Source organism: Vagococcus allomyrinae, from assembly GCF_017829975.1.
In the GTDB taxonomy this organism is placed as follows: Bacteria; Bacillota; Bacilli; order Lactobacillales; family Vagococcaceae; genus Vagococcus_D; species Vagococcus_D allomyrinae.
Genome location: NZ_JAEEGA010000002.1, coordinates 168,382 through 184,370, shown reverse-complemented (window position 1 = coordinate 184,370; position 15,989 = coordinate 168,382). Strand labels below are relative to the sequence as shown.

Here is a 15,989-nt window from a genome sequence, read left to right as displayed (position 1 = left end):
CGTTTTTTGCGGACAATCGGGTGTTTTTGTCGTAAGGTTGTAGAGGGACTGTCGCTAGTCTCTTTTTTTTACCCACATACCAGTCATTAGCTAATAGTTAATTAACAAAAAGACATCATATAAAGGTAGGATGGATAAAATCGCCAGTAACGTTCTGCCCCACCTCTGTGAAGAATTTGATTCTTTTGCGGAGATGGGGCATTTAGAATTCGAAATGAGCAAACTAAACTTTTCTGTATCGTTTCAACCTAATAATATTCAAATTACAATTTCTATCATTCTAACTTGACAAAAGAGCCCATTTTTATGGTCATCTTAAACAAACGATGGTACTATTTTCCATTTGAGCTTCGCACCAAAATAATTTATCCTGATGTCAATTTTTAGTGAGCAGGCTAATTTGATTCTAAGAGTTTAGAGATAGAAAGTTCTTCAATTATGTTCTTAAGAGCACCGATGTCTCGATTACTTGGAGGATAATTTAAGACATATCTTTTTAGGGAGTTCGAGTAATTCGAAGCCAAATAATCCAAATCGGATATTATTAAATCATAGTGAGTTTTATGATCATAGTTTATTTTGCTAGTCTCAACGAATATTTTTTGCGGAAATATACTTTGTAACTCTCTAGAAAGTAATTCTTCTGCTAAATAACCAACTTCTAGGACAATTTTAACACTGATAGATGATTCAAAATATTTTAAATCTAGGTATTGACTAAAGATAGAATAAATAAAATAAAAGACATGACTAGGATTAATTAAAGGAAACGTGACACTTTCAGTAATGGCGGAAATAGCATCCCAAAGTATTTTTGTAAATTTAGGCTGATCAAGTGATGAAAATGATAATGTCCTAAGTCGTCGATCCCAACGGTCATTTAGAGCCAGTTCGACATATAAATGAGGAAATAACAAGCCATAATTTGCCACAGATATCAATTTATATAAAAACTCATTTGAAGTAAATAATGACTTTTCTTTCATTTCAGGGTAAGCGGTTTCTATGTGTTGGAGTAAAGTCGAAACTAAATAATAAGCATCGGAATTATTGTGTTTGTGCCAATTAACTATTGCTCTAATTTGGGAGGGATCCTCAAAAATTTCAGTACTTGGATAAGTGACATAAAGATAGGTTAGGTACTTTTTTTCCATCTCTTGATGCTTTGCTGGGATCCGAGCTAGCAAGTTCTTATCTACATTTGAAAAACCTTCTTTAATATTATCTGCTACATAAATATCAATAGGGAATTCTTGAACAAATCTTTGTTGTTGGTAACGAATAGTGTTGATAGCTGATCTGTAAATTAGCTGAAGTTTTTCAGTACTGGTTAGTTCTAGTTTAGACTCTAGTTGAAATGTCCCCAATCCATTTTTAAGGACTGACGAGCTGATAGTTTTAAAAGGCCAGATATTAGGATCAACAAGTGAGAAGTAAAAGACATAAAAGAATTCTCGAATAGCTGTTTCGTCGCCTTCAATTGTTAGGGTAGTCTTAGAGAGTGTGAGCTTGTTTTTAAGGAGTACCTGCTCAATTATCTCCAATTTTCTATATATGGTGCTTCTTGAGAGAAATAATTCTTCTTGTAATTGGTCGATGGTAACATTAGGAGATTGAAATATTTTGTCTAGCAATTGATAAGATGCGGTAGTTCTAACAAATAGAATTTTTAATAGATGTATCTCTGCGTAAGAGTCTGTTTGTAGATAAACGCCGCCTTTATCTTCTAAAAAAATGGAACAAGTAAGATTGTTTTCCTCAACTAAATTATTCAGTATGGAAATAGATTGACTAACGCTTTTTATTGAACAATGAATGGCAGATGCTATTTCTGGTAGAAACCATGTTTTATTTTCTGAGTACAGGTATTCGAGAATATCTAGGGTTCTTTTTTCTGACGTACTAAAGAATGAGTTCATAGTTAATCCACACCTTTCATATTTATGTCTCTAATTATTATCAGTATATCAGTAAACAATTTGAAATTGAAAGGAAACGCGTTGCCTACATCACACAAGGAGGCAGATTGTCAAAGAAGGTTGGACTTAGAAATAAATAAAATTAGTGACATTTTATAAGGTGTCAAACTAAAACCGACCCCTCAAAAGTCAGATGTTTAGTCTAGCTTTTGAGAGGTCGGTTCAATTCAAGTTGGAAGTATTATTTCATCTTCTCTATGGGCGGCATGTTTGGTTTAATGGGGGACTGTAACACTGATAACATTAACTAAAACTAATATAAGTCGCAAATTCAAGGAGACATTTACAATCTGCTGTGTTGCTAGTTGACTGTCACTTGGATAGTCAAAGTAGTCATATTATTATCAGAATCTGTCACAGTGTAAGTTACTGGGTAAACGCCATTTCTGTCAGCATTTACCAAACTGTCGTCGATAACAAGGACAGACATTAAGTCACCATCTTCAAAATCGTAAGCCTTAACGCCTTCAATTGGGTCAAACTGCTCCCCTTTTGAATGAACTCGATCCGATGCTTCAATAACTGGAAGATAACCAACTATTTGTGGACCAGCAACACCATTAATTTCATTGGCGGATGAAATGCGATCATCATACTGTGAATTACTTAACTGCAAGACAACTGAGCCTATATTACAAGTAGACAGATAGCCTGACATGTAGTCATTATTCATAATGAACTGTTTTAATGATGGAGAATGAGCCACTGAAATGGAACCAGCGCAACTTCCCCCAGTAAACGTTGAATCTTGCACAATAAAGCTCTCTAGTGCTTTATTGCTACTTAAAGAAACGTTGGCTGATGAGTGAGATAATTCTGAACCATGAATTTCAAAGGCTTTTAATGTTTGGCTACAAGCCACTTTAATGCTGCGGGTTCTACTGTTAACTATTTGCAGCTTTTCAAGTCTTAAGTATTTTTGTTGAAAAGCAAGGGGTGTTTGGATATCAACATTTCTGAAGTATAACTCTTTAACCCCATTTAAAACATGAGTTTGGCCATTACTCAATCTAATGGTCACACTATCTTTTACGTCTTTAACGGTTGTGATAGCCGTATAAGCTGGAATATCAACCGTGTTTACCACATTATCTGCCCCAGTGTATAAAATTTTTCCTGGAGTTGCTGCATTAAACCTGGAAGCACCAATAGCCGTGTTATCAGGGTTCATAAAGAAGATATCATCGGCACTTCTACCGCCTGAAGAAATGTCTCTTAAACATTTCGTTGGATCAAAACGAGTGTTAACAAAATTTGTCCGATAGCCTTTTTTATTACTAAATTGTTTGGCATCGCTTTTTAGGACAGAGTTTGAGACGGTTGCTTCAGTTAATGATTTATTTGAATAAATTCTCAAGTCATCTTTTAGGGTGGAATTATCAATCAATAATGTGTTTAATACAGGAGCCGAATAGACTGCAATGGAATACCCACATCCTCCAAATGTTGAGTTCTTTACAATCAGGCTCTGAAGGCTCTTCAAGCCGGAAAATTTAACGCCTCCTTGAAAATTTACACCATCCAATGTGATCTTTTTGACGGTATTTGCAGAAAAACACACAAGTTTTGAAACGTTAATTTTTTTAAAGGTTATTTCTTGAACGTTTTTCAAATTGTGTGTTTGACCGTTAGCCCTAATTGAAACAGTGGACGATGAAGCGCTTAGTGTGACGGCAGCCGATGAAGGGATGGTGATTTCTTTCACTTGTCCAGCCGCATCGATATATGAGACGCCTGACTCTAACCTAACCTGATCGTTTAATATTTGGCTGATTTCTGAACTTAGTTCTGTTGCTTGAGCGAATGTAGGATTAGCTAGAGACAGTGCCGTGTTTGCCATCAAGGCTAGCAACAAGAATCCTTTCAATTTTTTACTTTTCATTATTTAGTTACCTCCAATTGTTAGAATACTTAAATTATAGCAGAAACTGTTCATAAAACAAGTGTTTAATGGCTGTTAACTGAACGATATGAGTTGATGATTTTGTTATAATGAAAATTGTATATATTTATGAACGAACTTATAATTTTTGTATGAAGTGAATTAAATAACAAGTCAACCGTTGTTTTGTTCAATTGGTTTATTAAGAGAGGACTCTGTCATTGATCAGCAAGTTGGATTGCATTTATCTGGAGAATCGGTCCTGTTTTTCAGCAGTATTTATGAAAATTTTCAACATAGCGTCAGTTAAATTTAAGATGAAAACGATTGATAAAAAAAGTTGACTGTCGGTCAGTCAACCTGTAAACTAGAAAGTGGATAGGTCGAAAAAGGAGGTGAAATATGCGAATATCGAAGAACCCTCAAGTGAGAAAAGAGGAAATTATTAAGATTGCTGAAGAGCTGTTTTTAGCTCAGGGGATTGAAAAAACCTCCATTGCGCAAATTGCTCGCTCAGTAGGGGTAGCAAAAGGATTGGTTTATTATTATTTTAATACAAAGGAAGAAGTTCTAGAAGGTGTCATTAAGGACATTGCCATGCAACAGGTGGTTTTTTTAAAGGACCACTTAGCTTTAGAGAGTACGACTTTTTTTGAAAGATTGCTGATTCTGATTGATGCCTATTACAATATTTATCCTTGTAAAATTGCCGGGATTTCCAATATTTTTCAGTTGGAGCACCAATTAGTCTCCTTATTCCATCGACAGTTTGTGGAAGAGTGTGGTGAAATCTATGCAGAGATCATTCTGGAAGGACGGAAGTTGGGCTATTTAATGGGGGTGTATCCAGAAGAAACATTAATAATGACCTTAGAGGGGGTTTTTGGCTTGTCCAATTTACGTCAAGTAAGCAAAGAACAAATCGCCTTACTTGTCGAACAAGCATTAGATTTACCTGACAACAGTTTAGTTGCTATTAGCAACCGCTTACTAAATGAGGACTAAACCGAAAGGAGACTCGTTTTGGAAAAAGAAAAACAAAAAATTATCGACGTGACCAGCTTTCTTGCCACAAGTAGACAACAACTGGAGCAGCAGGAAAGCAATTTGTTAAAAAAAGCCAAGAACCAAGGGAATCAAAAGGTTCATGAACTTAATCTGGCTTTTGACCGTGAACAACAGGAGTGGGAGGCTCAGTCAAGAGAAAAAATGACCGCCTATGAACAACAATTCCAACAACAAGTTGAACAAGAGATGCTTGTGTTAATGAGGCGCTATGAAGAACGTAAAGAGGCCGCCTTTCAACAATTTGTAGAGGAGATCTTTGATTATGGCGATCGTTAAAATGAGTGAATTTAATTTATTGGTGATGAATGAACATGTCGATCAGCTGTTAAAGGAGCTACAATTGTATAAAAATGTTACCTTTAAAGACCTCAGTCAGGAAGCTGATCAATTTTATGGAACTTATGACAATGGTTATGATTTTGAGCGTAACCGCTTTATTCAAAGTCGTTTACAGGACGTCTTAAATTCGGTCACCGAATTTGAAAAGAAGCATCGAAAAAAGGGGAAACCGCTGGAAAAACTCAATGTGATGTCTCTTTCTTTTGAGGAACTGACAGAGCGCTGCCAACATATTGACATTGAGCGATTGCTTGATACCTATGATAAGTATTATGATGTGGCGAAGAAAGTCGTTGACGGTTTTACTTTGTATCGCCCTTGGGACCATCAAAAAATGAATCGTGAAGCTTTGCTCAAACTCAGCAAAGAAAAAGCGATCATTGGGACTGTTGAACAAAAGCATGTGAAGACACTTGAAAAAGAGTTACAAAAGATTGCCACAGTCTTTTTTATGCATCGTCCTCAAAATGACGAGCAAGAATTGTTTGTGCTGATTCCGCAAGAAGGCACTAGTACACAAATTGAGATCATCTTAGATAAACATCATTTCCAATTGCGAAGTGCTAGCTCTCTGGGAATTGATGGGGATGTTCAGGTCATGAAAGAGCAAGTGACACACTTGATCGAAAAGCATCAAAACATCGAAAAACGACTGAGTACCATTGGCAATTATCGTGAAGAATTGCAACTGTATTATGAGTATTTACAAAATGAAGAACTCCGTTACCGCACAAAACTTTCGTTTCTAAATTCAGAGCAAGTCACTCAGATGGCGGGCTGGATTTTTACCGAAGACATCAAACGCTTCAATCACCTTCTAGAACAAACAACACATGACACTTATTTCGTGGAAATCACTGATGTTCCACTTGAAGCAACCGACGTGCCGATCAAACTGAAGAACAATAAACTGGTTCGGGCATTTGAAGGGATTACCAATATGTATTCCCTACCTCGCTACAATGAATTAGATCCAACAGCTTTGTTTACGCCCTTTTATGCGATCTTTTTTGGCATGATGCTGGGAGATGTGGGCTACGGCTTGCTGATGGGAATTGGCACCTTTGCTTTGATTAAGCTGGGAAATTTAAAAGAGTCAACGGAAAATTTCTTACAGTTTTTACTGTTTTTAAGTTTACCAACGATTATCTGTGGCTGGATTTACGGCTCCTTTTTCGGTGGCTTGATACCGATTAACGGCTTGATCGACATTAACAAAGACTTTATGTTTGTTTTGGTTTTTGCCATTTGTTTTGGGATCTTCCACTTGTTTGTCGGTTTGGGAATCAAGGCCTACTTGTTTATTCGCATGGGGAAACCCCTTTATGCTTTATTCGATGTTGGTTTCTGGTATTTAACGTTATCAGGGGCGATCATCTTGATTTCGCAAATGTTTACACCGCTTTTGGCACCCTATACGACAATTGGTTGGGTGATCATGATCATCGGCATGGTCGGCATCGTGCTGACAAATGGCCGTGACGCCAAAACGATCTTTGGGAAATTTGCCAGTGGCCTGTACAGTTTATACGGTCTGAGTAATTATATTGGCGATGTGCTCTCTTATTCTCGTTTGATGGCTTTAGGCTTAGCAGGTGCTTCAATTGGTGTCGCCTTTAACATGATTGTCGAGATGTTAAGTGGCTTTGGCGTCTTTGGGATTATTGCTGGTTTTATCGTGTTTATTATTGGTCACACCTTTAATCTGGGAATCAGTGGTTTAAGTGCCTATGTCCATTCTGCCCGTCTGACTTATGTGGAATTTTTTGGTAAGTTCTACACTGGTGGCGGTAAACGGTTTGAAGAATTTCGCAGTAAAAACACCTACATTAACATTAATCAGGAGGACAACTAATGACTTTTACAGAATTTTTTATGAATAATGGTGGCTTAATTTTTGCTGCTTTAGGTATGGGGTTAGCGATTTTACTGCCAGGAATTGGCAGTGCCAAAGGGGTTGGGATGGTCGGTGAAGCGGCTTCTGGCTTAATGGCAGAGGAACCGGAAAAATTTGGTCAGACCTTAATCGTGCAACTTTTACCTGCGTCTCAAGGGTTATATGGGTTCGTTATTGCCATTATGACTTTGACTCGCTTAACACCAGCTATGACCTTGCAGGAAGGCTTGTTTATTTTAGTCGCCTGCCTGCCAATGGCGATTGTCGGTTATCCAAGTGCTATTGCCCAAGCGCGTATTTCAGTTAATGGGATTGCTTTAATTGCCAAAGATTCAGAGCAAATGACAAAGACGATCATCTATACGGTAATGGTGGAAACATACGCCTTACTGGCCTTTGTTAGCTCGTTGATTATTTTGAATGCGGTGAGCTTTTAATGAAATACGGCAACCTGGAAAAAATGATGTTGGTTCTGGAAGAACGGGAACAAGATCAACAGGATCAACAGCTGGCTAAAGCAAAGGCAGAGGCAAAAAAGGTGTCAGATAAGATCATTGCCGAGGGCACTGCCAGATTAGAACAGCGGAAAGCCCGTGTTAGAAAAGAGCTTGAAATTCGTGAAGAACAGGAAAAAACCCGAATTAAAATGCGGGAAAATCAAAAGGTTAATTTATTAAAGCAAGACTTAATTCAGCGGGAACTGGATCGCTGTAAAGAGCATTACAGCAATCTACCGACGGAGCAGTATTTGTCATTTTTGGCAGAAAGGTTACAGGCCACGGAACAAGATAGCAAGGTCTTAAAAATTTTGGTCGGAGTAAAGTCGTTCGAGGCGGTTGATCAGGTCTTTTCAGATCGTTACGTAGTCGAAGTCGATGAAAGGCTCCAATCGGGCTTTATCTTATCTTGTGAAAACTACAATATCAATCATGAAGTGGCGGAACTTTTTCAGTTTAGAAAACAAGAATTGAGTCGCACAATGATGACCTATTTGTTTGAGGATGAGTGAGATGAAAACACGTAAAACCTATGATCAACATTATATGGCAAATATTCAAGTTGTCTTGCAGCAAAAAAAAATATGGAAACAGGCACAGTTTGATCACTTAATGAGCTTGTCGTCGTGGACTGACAGTCAGCAATACTTAAAGAACCACGGCTATCTCTTAAATGGTGCACCGGTTTTAGTGGCGGATATTGATGCTCTGTATCGTCAGGGGCAAGCAGATCTGCGACAAATTATTACCGAGTTAGCCTTACCAACGAGCCTTTTTGATGTCTTGTTTGTTCAAGAGGACCTGGTTCAAGGGGCCTTCAAGATCGGCACTGCTGATGAGGAAATCTTAAAAAAATATCTGGCTTTTATTGAAGAGGCGCGTTATCCTCTGATGGTCGAGTACGCTAAAATGAGCTTGGATTGTTATTTTTTAACTCAAGCTTTTAGACATAAAAAGCAACCGGTTAAGTACCTTGACTATGCAAAGGGCTATTTAAGTGGTGAAACGATCAAAAAGGTCAAAGAGCTGGATAATTCCGCGGCTTGTAAGCTGTTAAAAAAGGGCCACTATTATCAGTTGTTTGATCAGCAGGTTGAATCGTCGCAACTGCTTCAGCTTTTTGATCAGGCGATCATCGCCAAGCTAAGGCCTTATCATCATCAGGTTATTGGCATTGAGGGGATTTTTGCCTATATTGTTGAAAAGCAAATGGAATTGTTTAATTTGCGCTTGATTTTAAAAGGCAAGCTTTACCATCTGCCATTAAATGACATCGAAGAAAGGATGCGGCTGACGTATGTCTAAAGTCATCTATTTAAGTTATCAACAAGAAGGGGTTATGACAAGTCTGGGAATGGAAGTTCGATTAGTGGAACGAGAGACTGATTTGTTAACCTTGTTTAGACAGTTAAAAAGGCAACACATTTCCTTGGTTTATGTCAGTGAACAGGTCTATCAGGAACATGTTGAGGTCATTCGTGGGTTTAACAAAGACTTTGACCTCACCATCAGTTTATTACCAAATCAACTGCACCATAAAAAATCAGGCGAAAAACGCCTTAATCAAATAATTGAAGAAGCCATTGGCTTAAAAGTCGGTTAGGAGGAATATTTTGAGAGAAGGAAAAATAGTAAAAGTATCAGGCCCCTTAGTTGTGGCTCAAGGAGTCGCCAATGCGAGACTGTATGATACAGTTTTAGTGTCTGACCGAGAACTTTTAGGTGAAATTATTGAAATGGACGGCGATCTTTCCTCCATTCAAGTCTATGAAGAAACCTCTGGCATTCGTCTTAATGAAAAAGTTGTCTCTAATCAACGACCCTTAAGCGTAGAGCTAGGGCCAGGGCTATTGTCCAGCATGTTGGACGGCATTGGCCGCGATCTCAAAGAGTTTGCTCGCACTCAAGGCTATTATCTAAATCGTGGGGCCAAGATTGCCACCTTGTCGAAAACTGCCGAATGGTATTTTTATCCAGAGGTTAAGGCTGGTCAACAGGTGGTGCCAGGGGATCGGATTGGTTATGTCTTAGAACAAACTTTTAAACATTATATTTTAGTGCCTCAAGGCGTAAGCGGTACGGTGGTGTCGATTCGCGAAGGGGCTTATACGATTGAAGAAACCGTGGCGGTAGTGGAAGACGAAAAAGACGATGAACGGCCGATTTGCATGTTAAGCCATTGGCCGATTCGTCAGCAGCGACCTTATACGGCAAAAGAACTGCCGACTACGCCTTTAGTAACAGGGCAACGGGTGATTGATACCTTTTTCCCAGTGGCTAAAGGTGGTACGGCCTGTATTCCTGGTCCCTTTGGTTCTGGGAAGACAGTAGTCCAACATCAGTTGGCTAAATGGTCTGACTGCGACGTGGTGGTTTATATTGGCTGCGGTGAGCGGGGCAATGAAATGACCGATGTGTTGCAGGAATTTCCTGAAATTGTCGATCCTAAAACCAAGTCGCCGTTAATGGATAAGACGGTTTTAATTGCCAATACCTCGAACATGCCAGTGGCCGCTCGGGAAGCTTCAATCTATACAGGAATTACGATTGCTGAGTATTTTAGAGACATGGGCTATGATGTGTCGCTAATGGCCGATTCCACCTCTCGTTGGGCGGAAGCTTTGCGTGAGATGAGTGGCCGTTTAGAAGAAATGCCGGGAGATGAAGGTTATCCAGCCTATCTGGCTTCCCGTCTGGCTCAAGTCTACGAGCGAGCGGGGATTGTCCGCTGTTTAGGACAATCTGAAAAAAGGGGCTCAGTGACGATGATTGGCGCTGTCTCACCAGCTGGTGGGGACTTGTCAGAACCGGTCACTCAAGCGACCTTACGAGTAGCGAAAGTCTTTTGGGCACTGGATGCCAATTTGGCTTATGCCCGTCATTTCCCAGCGATCAATTGGTTAAACAGTTATTCGCTGTATCAGGATGAGATGGATAAATACATGCGCAAAAACAGCCATCGTCAGTATTCTAAATATCGCAAGCGGGCCATGGGCTTGCTAAAGGAAGAGCAAAAACTTCAGGAAATTGTCCAGTTGATCGGGAAAGACAGTTTGTCAGACTTGGATTTATTGAAATTGGAAATTGCCCGAATGTTGCGGGAAGACTTTTTGCAACAAAATGCCTTTGTGGAAGAAGATACCTTTACCTCCCATAAAAAGCAAACCTTGATGTTAATTGCCATCATGGAATTTTTCGATGAAGCAAGAGATGTGCTGATGCATGACCATGTCTTTATTGCCGATATTTTAAATACACCGGGAATTAATGAAATTGCTCAGATGAAATACACGGCTGAAGATAATTTGGAGTCAATCAATCAGTTGATTGAAAAAAATCGGACGGATTTTGAGACCTTAAGTCAAAGTCTAAAGGAGGGGCTGACCATTGAAGGAATTTAAAAAGATCAAAAAAATCGCCGGCCCATTGATTATTGTGGAAGGCGTTAGCGGAGTCTCTTACGATGAAGAAGTTGAAATTTATCAAAGTGAAGACGATATTCGCGTCGGCAAAGTTCTGGAAATTGAAGGTGATCGGGCAGTGATTCAGATCTATGATTCCAATCAGGGATTAACGACGGATAATATTCGCCTGCGTTTTCAAAACCGCCCAGTGAGTTTAAATGCTTCTAGCGAAATGGTCGGTCGCATCTTTGATGGCCAGGGGCGCATTATCGATGACGGCTCTGAATTATTATCCTACGAGAAGATGGATATTAATGGCAGTGTCATGAACCCGGTTCTCCGTCAGTACCCTGATCAGTTTATCCAAACAGGTGTCAGTGCCATTGATGGCTTAAACACCTTAGTCGTTGGCCAAAAATTGCCAATCTTTTCTGGATCGGGTTTACCACATAATGAACTGGCGGCTCAAATAGCTCGTCAGGCAAAAGTGTTGGATGATTCCATCGAGTTTGCAGTGGTCTTTTGCGCCATGGGCATTACTTTTGAAGAGTCTCGTTTTTTTATCGATGAATTTCGACGGACCGGGGCGATTGAGCATTCGGTGATGTTTATTAATTTAGCTGATGACCCTGCGATTGAGCGGATTTCCACCCCGCGGATGGCGTTGACAGCGGCCGAGTATTTGGCCTTTGAGTTAGACATGCACGTCATGGTGATTATGACCGATATGTCCAATTACTGTGAAGCCTTAAGGGAAGTCTCGGCTTCTCGTCGGGAAGTTCCTTCAAGACGAGGGTACCCAGGTTATATGTATACCGATTTAGCTAGTCTTTATGAACGAGCTGGCAGGCTTCAAGGGAAACCCGGATCGATTACCTTAATGCCGATTCTGTCCATGCCAGAAGATGATAAGACCCATCCGATTCCCGATTTAACTGGCTATATTACTGAGGGCCAGATTATTTTATCTCATGATCTTAATAAGATGGAATACCGACCACCGATCAATGTCTTGCCTAGTTTATCGCGATTGAAAGACAAAGGTATCGGCGAAGGGAAAACCCGGGAGGATCATGCCGATACGATGAACCAATTGTTTGCGGCTTACGCTCAAGGCAAGGAAATTATCGAGCTGGCTACCATTTTGGGAGACAGTGCCTTATCAGAACTGGATCACCAATACGCCGCCTTTGCTCGGGCTTTTGAACGGGATTATATTGACCAAGGGTTTTATGAAAACCGCAGCATCGAGCAAACCTTGGATTTAGGCTGGAAATTATTGCGGATGTTGCCTAAAAATTCCTTAAAACGAATTCGCCAGAAACATCTTGAAACGTATTATTAAAGGAGGGAACAAAGATGGCTATATTGAACGTTAATCCAACTCGGATGGAACAAAAACGACTGTCCGAGCGTTTACAAGTTGCCACTCGTGGTCACACTCTTTTAAAAGAAAAACAGGATTCGTTGATTCGAAAATTTATGAGCTTGATCGATCAAGCCAAAAACAAGCGACGTGGGGTTGAAGATCGCATGGGGAAGCTGTTTGTCAGTTATCAAGAGGCCAGTATTATCAGCGATGATCAGGTGTTGCAACAGTCTTTAAATGCCACAGAGCAACGGATGGAAGTGGCGATTAAACTAACTTCGATCTTAGGGATTAAAGTACCAAAGATGAGTTTAGTGGAGAAAGCTGCAACGGAAGAGGCTCAAAGTTATTTTTTAACGCCTGGTGAATTAGACATTATTCAGGAAATGAGCAAAGAGGTCAGTCAAGAAGTGATTGAGCTGGCAGCGATTGAAAAGCAGTGTTTTCTCTTAGGTGAAGAAATCATTGCCACCAGGCGGCGGGTTAATTCGTTAGAGTTTAAGACGATTCCTGATTTAGAGGAAACGATTCACTATATTAAGATGAAAATCGAAGACACTGAAAGAAGTCAAATTGCTAAGATGATTAAATTGAAATAAGGAAGAAGCGGTTGAAGCTGGAAATTTTGCGGCTCAACCGCTTTTTAGTTTTCTACTTTGTGATTGGTAATGTAGGTGAGAAAAATATTCATGAGGAGATGTGTTTGAAAGTGAATGATGAAATTGATTTGTTACCATTCATCCCAAGAATTAATGGCAGATGACCGCTATTCATATAATTAACTTTCATATAAGTTGAACCCAGTTTTCTCACTGGTGTTTCAAAACAACTCCATACGATAGATTGCTTTTTGGAATTGTTTTTTTTAAGTAGCCAAGAATTTTTCTGATTTACCCATTCAAGGTGTGCTTTAAATAGACAATGCTAAACAGTTGATATTGTTGAATTTCACATGTATGTTTGAAGTGTTTGATAAGGCCAAGGTATGCTATAATCATAGGAGTAGAAAAGTTAAGTGACGGTGGCGGGATTCAATCGAAAGTGAGGTGGTGCGCATGAGTGTACAACCAAAATCTGGAGAAAGGAGCTAGCCTTTTGTTTGAGACTATTCTAGCAGTTACGGTGGCAATTGTAGGTTTAATTACCGCAGTTGTTAAACTTGTGACAGCTATTGTAGAAGCTAAAAAAGAGCAAAAAAAATAACCGTCAGCTTTTGCGAGTTTGCACGGTTATTTCTTAACTAAGTAAAATCTCGTTACCGTCTTTAACGGTACTACATTTGGGACATGTTAGCGCATGTCCTTTTATTATTCTCATTATAACATGGCCGTTCTAATATTCCAAACAAAACAAAAATTAGCAACAATCTAGTACCTCGATAATGCAAAATATCCTCTCTTGGAAACGTCATTCACTCATTATGCTATCTAACTTTTTCGTTTCCTTGGGAGTTGACTCATTACTCACCTTTTCTTCTAAAAAAAGAAAATTTGATAGATAATTGAAATTCGCCCTTAATTTCAAATTTTCAGTCAGCGATTAAAATGAATAAAACTCAACACATGAATATCAACTATTCTGTGAACAATTAAAACGAAGAATAAGAAGTTAAAAGGGGAACCTCTTCAACGGGAGGTTGTTTAGCCTTGCAACTAATATTTTAGACAGTTAACGGCATACGCATTATGTTAATTGTTTATCCAACCCTTTTCCATGCGTAGTGGCATTTACAAGATCCTCAATCAATGTATTTTAACATAGAACGAGCAAAATAATCGAAGAACCTCGTAAGTTGAAGAGGGTTCTTCGATTTTTTTGACGTCAGCCGAGCTTAGTTTAAGGTGATAATGTCAATCTGGCTGTTTTCAAATTTAGTTAACAAGGCGTCGTTTGTCGAATCAGTGACCAAGTAACTAATCCGGTCAATCGGGCAAGAGACATAGTGACTGACGGTCCCGATTTTTTCTTTTGTGGCAATTGCAATCACCTGTTCAGAATGCTCCGCCATTTTTAATTTTGTAAAAGATTCTTGTTGGGTGTTGACGGTTGCGCCGATCGTGGCATCTAAATTGTGAATGCCCATCAAGTAATAATCCGCTCTAATCGTGTCAATTTCTTTAATGGTCGTCTCCCCTAAGTAAACGGCTGACCGTTTAGCGAAATTGCCACCTAAACTGATGGTGACTAATTCTTTCTTTTGAATGGCGGCAATGGCGATATAAGGGCTGTTAGTAATCATCGTTCCTTTAAAGTTTGTTGGCAACGCTTCGACAAATTTTAAGTTAGTGGTGCTTCCATCAACAAAAAAAACGGAATGCTCCTCTAAAAGTGGCAATGCTAATTTGACCAATTTTTCTTTTTCTTCGTTTTTGATATTGCTGCGATATTCAAAATTTGTCACAGAAGGGCCGAGAATCGTTGCGCCGCTGTGAACTTTTTTTAATAAATCATTTTTAGCTAATTGATTGAGGTCTCTGCGAATCGTATCTTCAGACACGTTTAAGCGCTTACTCAGCTCGCTTGAAATAACTCGACCTTCAGAATTCAAAATATCTAAAATAATGGTTTGACGTTCTTTTTTAAGCATAGTCTTTCCTTTCAGCTTTAATTTATACCCTTATTATAACACTTTTTTTCTTACTTTGACATTCAAAAACGCAAAAAAATAATCAAAAACGCATAAAGGCGCAAAAAAAAAGCTTGTTTTTAATCGAGTAAGCGGTTAATATATAAGTTATAAAGCAGAAAGGTGTGAAGTAATGTGGAAAAATGGTTAGATTTAGCAGGTAAAGTGACAATTGTTACCGGTGGAAGTATGGGGTTAGGAGAAAAAATGTGTGCCAATCTTAGAGGGAATGGGGCGACGGTCATTTCATTAGATGTCGTCGAACCGGCACCTGAAAATGAGACGATTTTTATGAAGTGCGATATTTCCAATAAGGAAGATGTGGTAAGTTGTGTCAAGACGATCAAGGAGCAATACGGAAAAATCGACGCTTTGATCAATAATGCTGGCGTTAGTAGACCACGGATGTTAGTGGATCATCAAGGAGAACATCCTGAGTATGAATTAAGTGAAGCAGATTTTGATTTTATGGTTAATGTTAATCAAAAGGGCGTCTTTCTCTGCTCGCAAGCGGTTGCCAGAGAAATGATTAAACAGGAATTTGGCGTGATTATCAATATGTCATCTGATGCCGGGCTTCAAGGTTCAGAAGGTCAAAGTTGTTATTCGGCCAATAAAGCCGCCGTTCATGCGTTCACCATGTCATGGGCAAAAGAGTTAGGCCAGTTTAATATTCGGGTTGTGGGGGTGGCGCCAAGTATCAATGAGCGGACGCCGATGAACAACGAAGCAAACTTTAAGGCCTTGGCCTATGCAAGAGGAACCGATCCTTCAAAGGTTCACAGCGATTATAAGGGCATTATTCCTTTGGGACGACCGGGTAAAATGACGGAAATTGCCGATTTGATTTCCTACTTGGTGTCAGATAAATCGTCCTATATTTCAGGGACAACGATTAATATTTCGGGAGCTAAATCAACTAGATAGG

General features: G+C 39.3%; 16 protein-coding genes. 13 read left to right on the top strand and 3 right to left on the bottom strand.

Features of this window, described 5'->3' with window-relative positions:
* Positions 1 to 395: 395 nt before the first annotated feature.
* The gene (locus I6N95_RS03500; RefSeq protein WP_209524969.1) at positions 396 to 1,919 is read right to left on the bottom strand and encodes an AcpB/EbpR/MafR family transcriptional regulator; all 1,524 of its coding nucleotides are present in this window, start codon (positions 1,917 to 1,919) and stop codon (positions 396 to 398) included.
* Between the two features lie 361 nt (positions 1,920 to 2,280).
* Positions 2,281 to 3,861 (bottom strand): immunoglobulin-like domain-containing protein, encoded by a 1,581-nt coding sequence (locus I6N95_RS03495; protein ID WP_209524968.1) that lies wholly within the window; start codon positions 3,859 to 3,861, stop codon positions 2,281 to 2,283.
* A 402-nt stretch (positions 3,862 to 4,263) separates the two neighbouring features.
* On the opposite strand from I6N95_RS03495, the gene I6N95_RS03490 reads away from it, so the two are divergent.
* The 12 genes from I6N95_RS03490 (at position 4,264) to I6N95_RS03435 (ending at position 13,638) form a co-directional block, all read left to right on the top strand.
* Complete coding sequence (locus I6N95_RS03490; RefSeq protein ID WP_209524967.1) at positions 4,264 to 4,866, top strand: TetR/AcrR family transcriptional regulator; 603 nt, start codon at positions 4,264 to 4,266, stop codon at positions 4,864 to 4,866.
* Between the two features lie 18 nt (positions 4,867 to 4,884).
* Positions 4,885 to 5,205 (top strand): hypothetical protein, encoded by a 321-nt coding sequence (locus I6N95_RS03485; RefSeq protein ID WP_209524966.1) that lies wholly within the window; start codon positions 4,885 to 4,887, stop codon positions 5,203 to 5,205.
* Entirely contained in the window at positions 5,192 to 7,123 is a 1,932-nt protein-coding gene (locus tag I6N95_RS03480) for a V-type ATP synthase subunit I (RefSeq protein WP_209524965.1), read from the top strand. Before I6N95_RS03485 ends, I6N95_RS03480 begins: the two co-directional genes overlap by 14 nt.
* Complete coding sequence (locus tag I6N95_RS03475; protein ID WP_209524964.1) at positions 7,123 to 7,602, top strand: V-type ATP synthase subunit K; 480 nt, start codon at positions 7,123 to 7,125, stop codon at positions 7,600 to 7,602. Before I6N95_RS03480 ends, I6N95_RS03475 begins: the two co-directional genes overlap by 1 nt.
* Positions 7,602 to 8,174: a hypothetical protein gene (locus tag I6N95_RS03470; protein ID WP_209524963.1), complete on the top strand. Its 573-nt coding sequence runs from the start codon at positions 7,602 to 7,604 to the stop codon at positions 8,172 to 8,174. The genes I6N95_RS03475 and I6N95_RS03470 overlap by 1 nt, the downstream gene beginning before the upstream one ends.
* A 1-nt stretch (position 8,175) precedes the next feature.
* Positions 8,176 to 8,967, top strand: a complete 792-nt coding sequence (locus I6N95_RS03465; RefSeq protein ID WP_209524962.1) for a V-type ATPase subunit — start codon at positions 8,176 to 8,178, stop codon at positions 8,965 to 8,967.
* A complete protein-coding gene (locus I6N95_RS03460; protein ID WP_209524961.1) occupies positions 8,960 to 9,265 on the top strand; it encodes a hypothetical protein in 306 nt (101 codons plus the stop codon). The genes I6N95_RS03465 and I6N95_RS03460 overlap by 8 nt, the downstream gene beginning before the upstream one ends.
* Before the next feature lie 10 nt (positions 9,266 to 9,275).
* Positions 9,276 to 11,063: a V-type ATP synthase subunit A gene (locus I6N95_RS03455; protein WP_209524960.1), complete on the top strand. Its 1,788-nt coding sequence runs from the start codon at positions 9,276 to 9,278 to the stop codon at positions 11,061 to 11,063.
* Positions 11,050 to 12,411, top strand: a complete 1,362-nt coding sequence (locus I6N95_RS03450) for a V-type ATP synthase subunit B (protein WP_209524959.1) — start codon at positions 11,050 to 11,052, stop codon at positions 12,409 to 12,411. The genes I6N95_RS03455 and I6N95_RS03450 overlap by 14 nt, the downstream gene beginning before the upstream one ends.
* Positions 12,412 to 12,425: 14 nt before the next feature.
* The gene (locus I6N95_RS03445) at positions 12,426 to 13,034 is read left to right on the top strand and encodes a V-type ATP synthase subunit D (protein ID WP_209524958.1); all 609 of its coding nucleotides are present in this window, start codon (positions 12,426 to 12,428) and stop codon (positions 13,032 to 13,034) included.
* 11 nt (positions 13,035 to 13,045) lie between these two features.
* A complete protein-coding gene (locus tag I6N95_RS03440; RefSeq protein WP_209524957.1) occupies positions 13,046 to 13,198 on the top strand; it encodes a hypothetical protein in 153 nt (50 codons plus the stop codon).
* A gap of 296 nt (positions 13,199 to 13,494) precedes the next feature.
* Entirely contained in the window at positions 13,495 to 13,638 is a 144-nt protein-coding gene (locus I6N95_RS03435) for a hypothetical protein (RefSeq protein WP_209524956.1), read from the top strand.
* 628 nt (positions 13,639 to 14,266) lie between these two features.
* Here the strand turns inward: I6N95_RS03435 and I6N95_RS03430 are convergent.
* Positions 14,267 to 15,022: a DeoR/GlpR family DNA-binding transcription regulator gene (locus tag I6N95_RS03430; RefSeq protein WP_209524955.1), complete on the bottom strand. Its 756-nt coding sequence runs from the start codon at positions 15,020 to 15,022 to the stop codon at positions 14,267 to 14,269.
* A gap of 228 nt (positions 15,023 to 15,250) precedes the next feature.
* Here I6N95_RS03430 and I6N95_RS03425 point away from each other — a divergent pair, with 228 nt between their 5' ends.
* A complete protein-coding gene (locus I6N95_RS03425; protein WP_245249254.1) occupies positions 15,251 to 15,988 on the top strand; it encodes a sorbitol-6-phosphate dehydrogenase subunit in 738 nt (245 codons plus the stop codon).
* Position 15,989 lies beyond the last annotated feature (1 nt).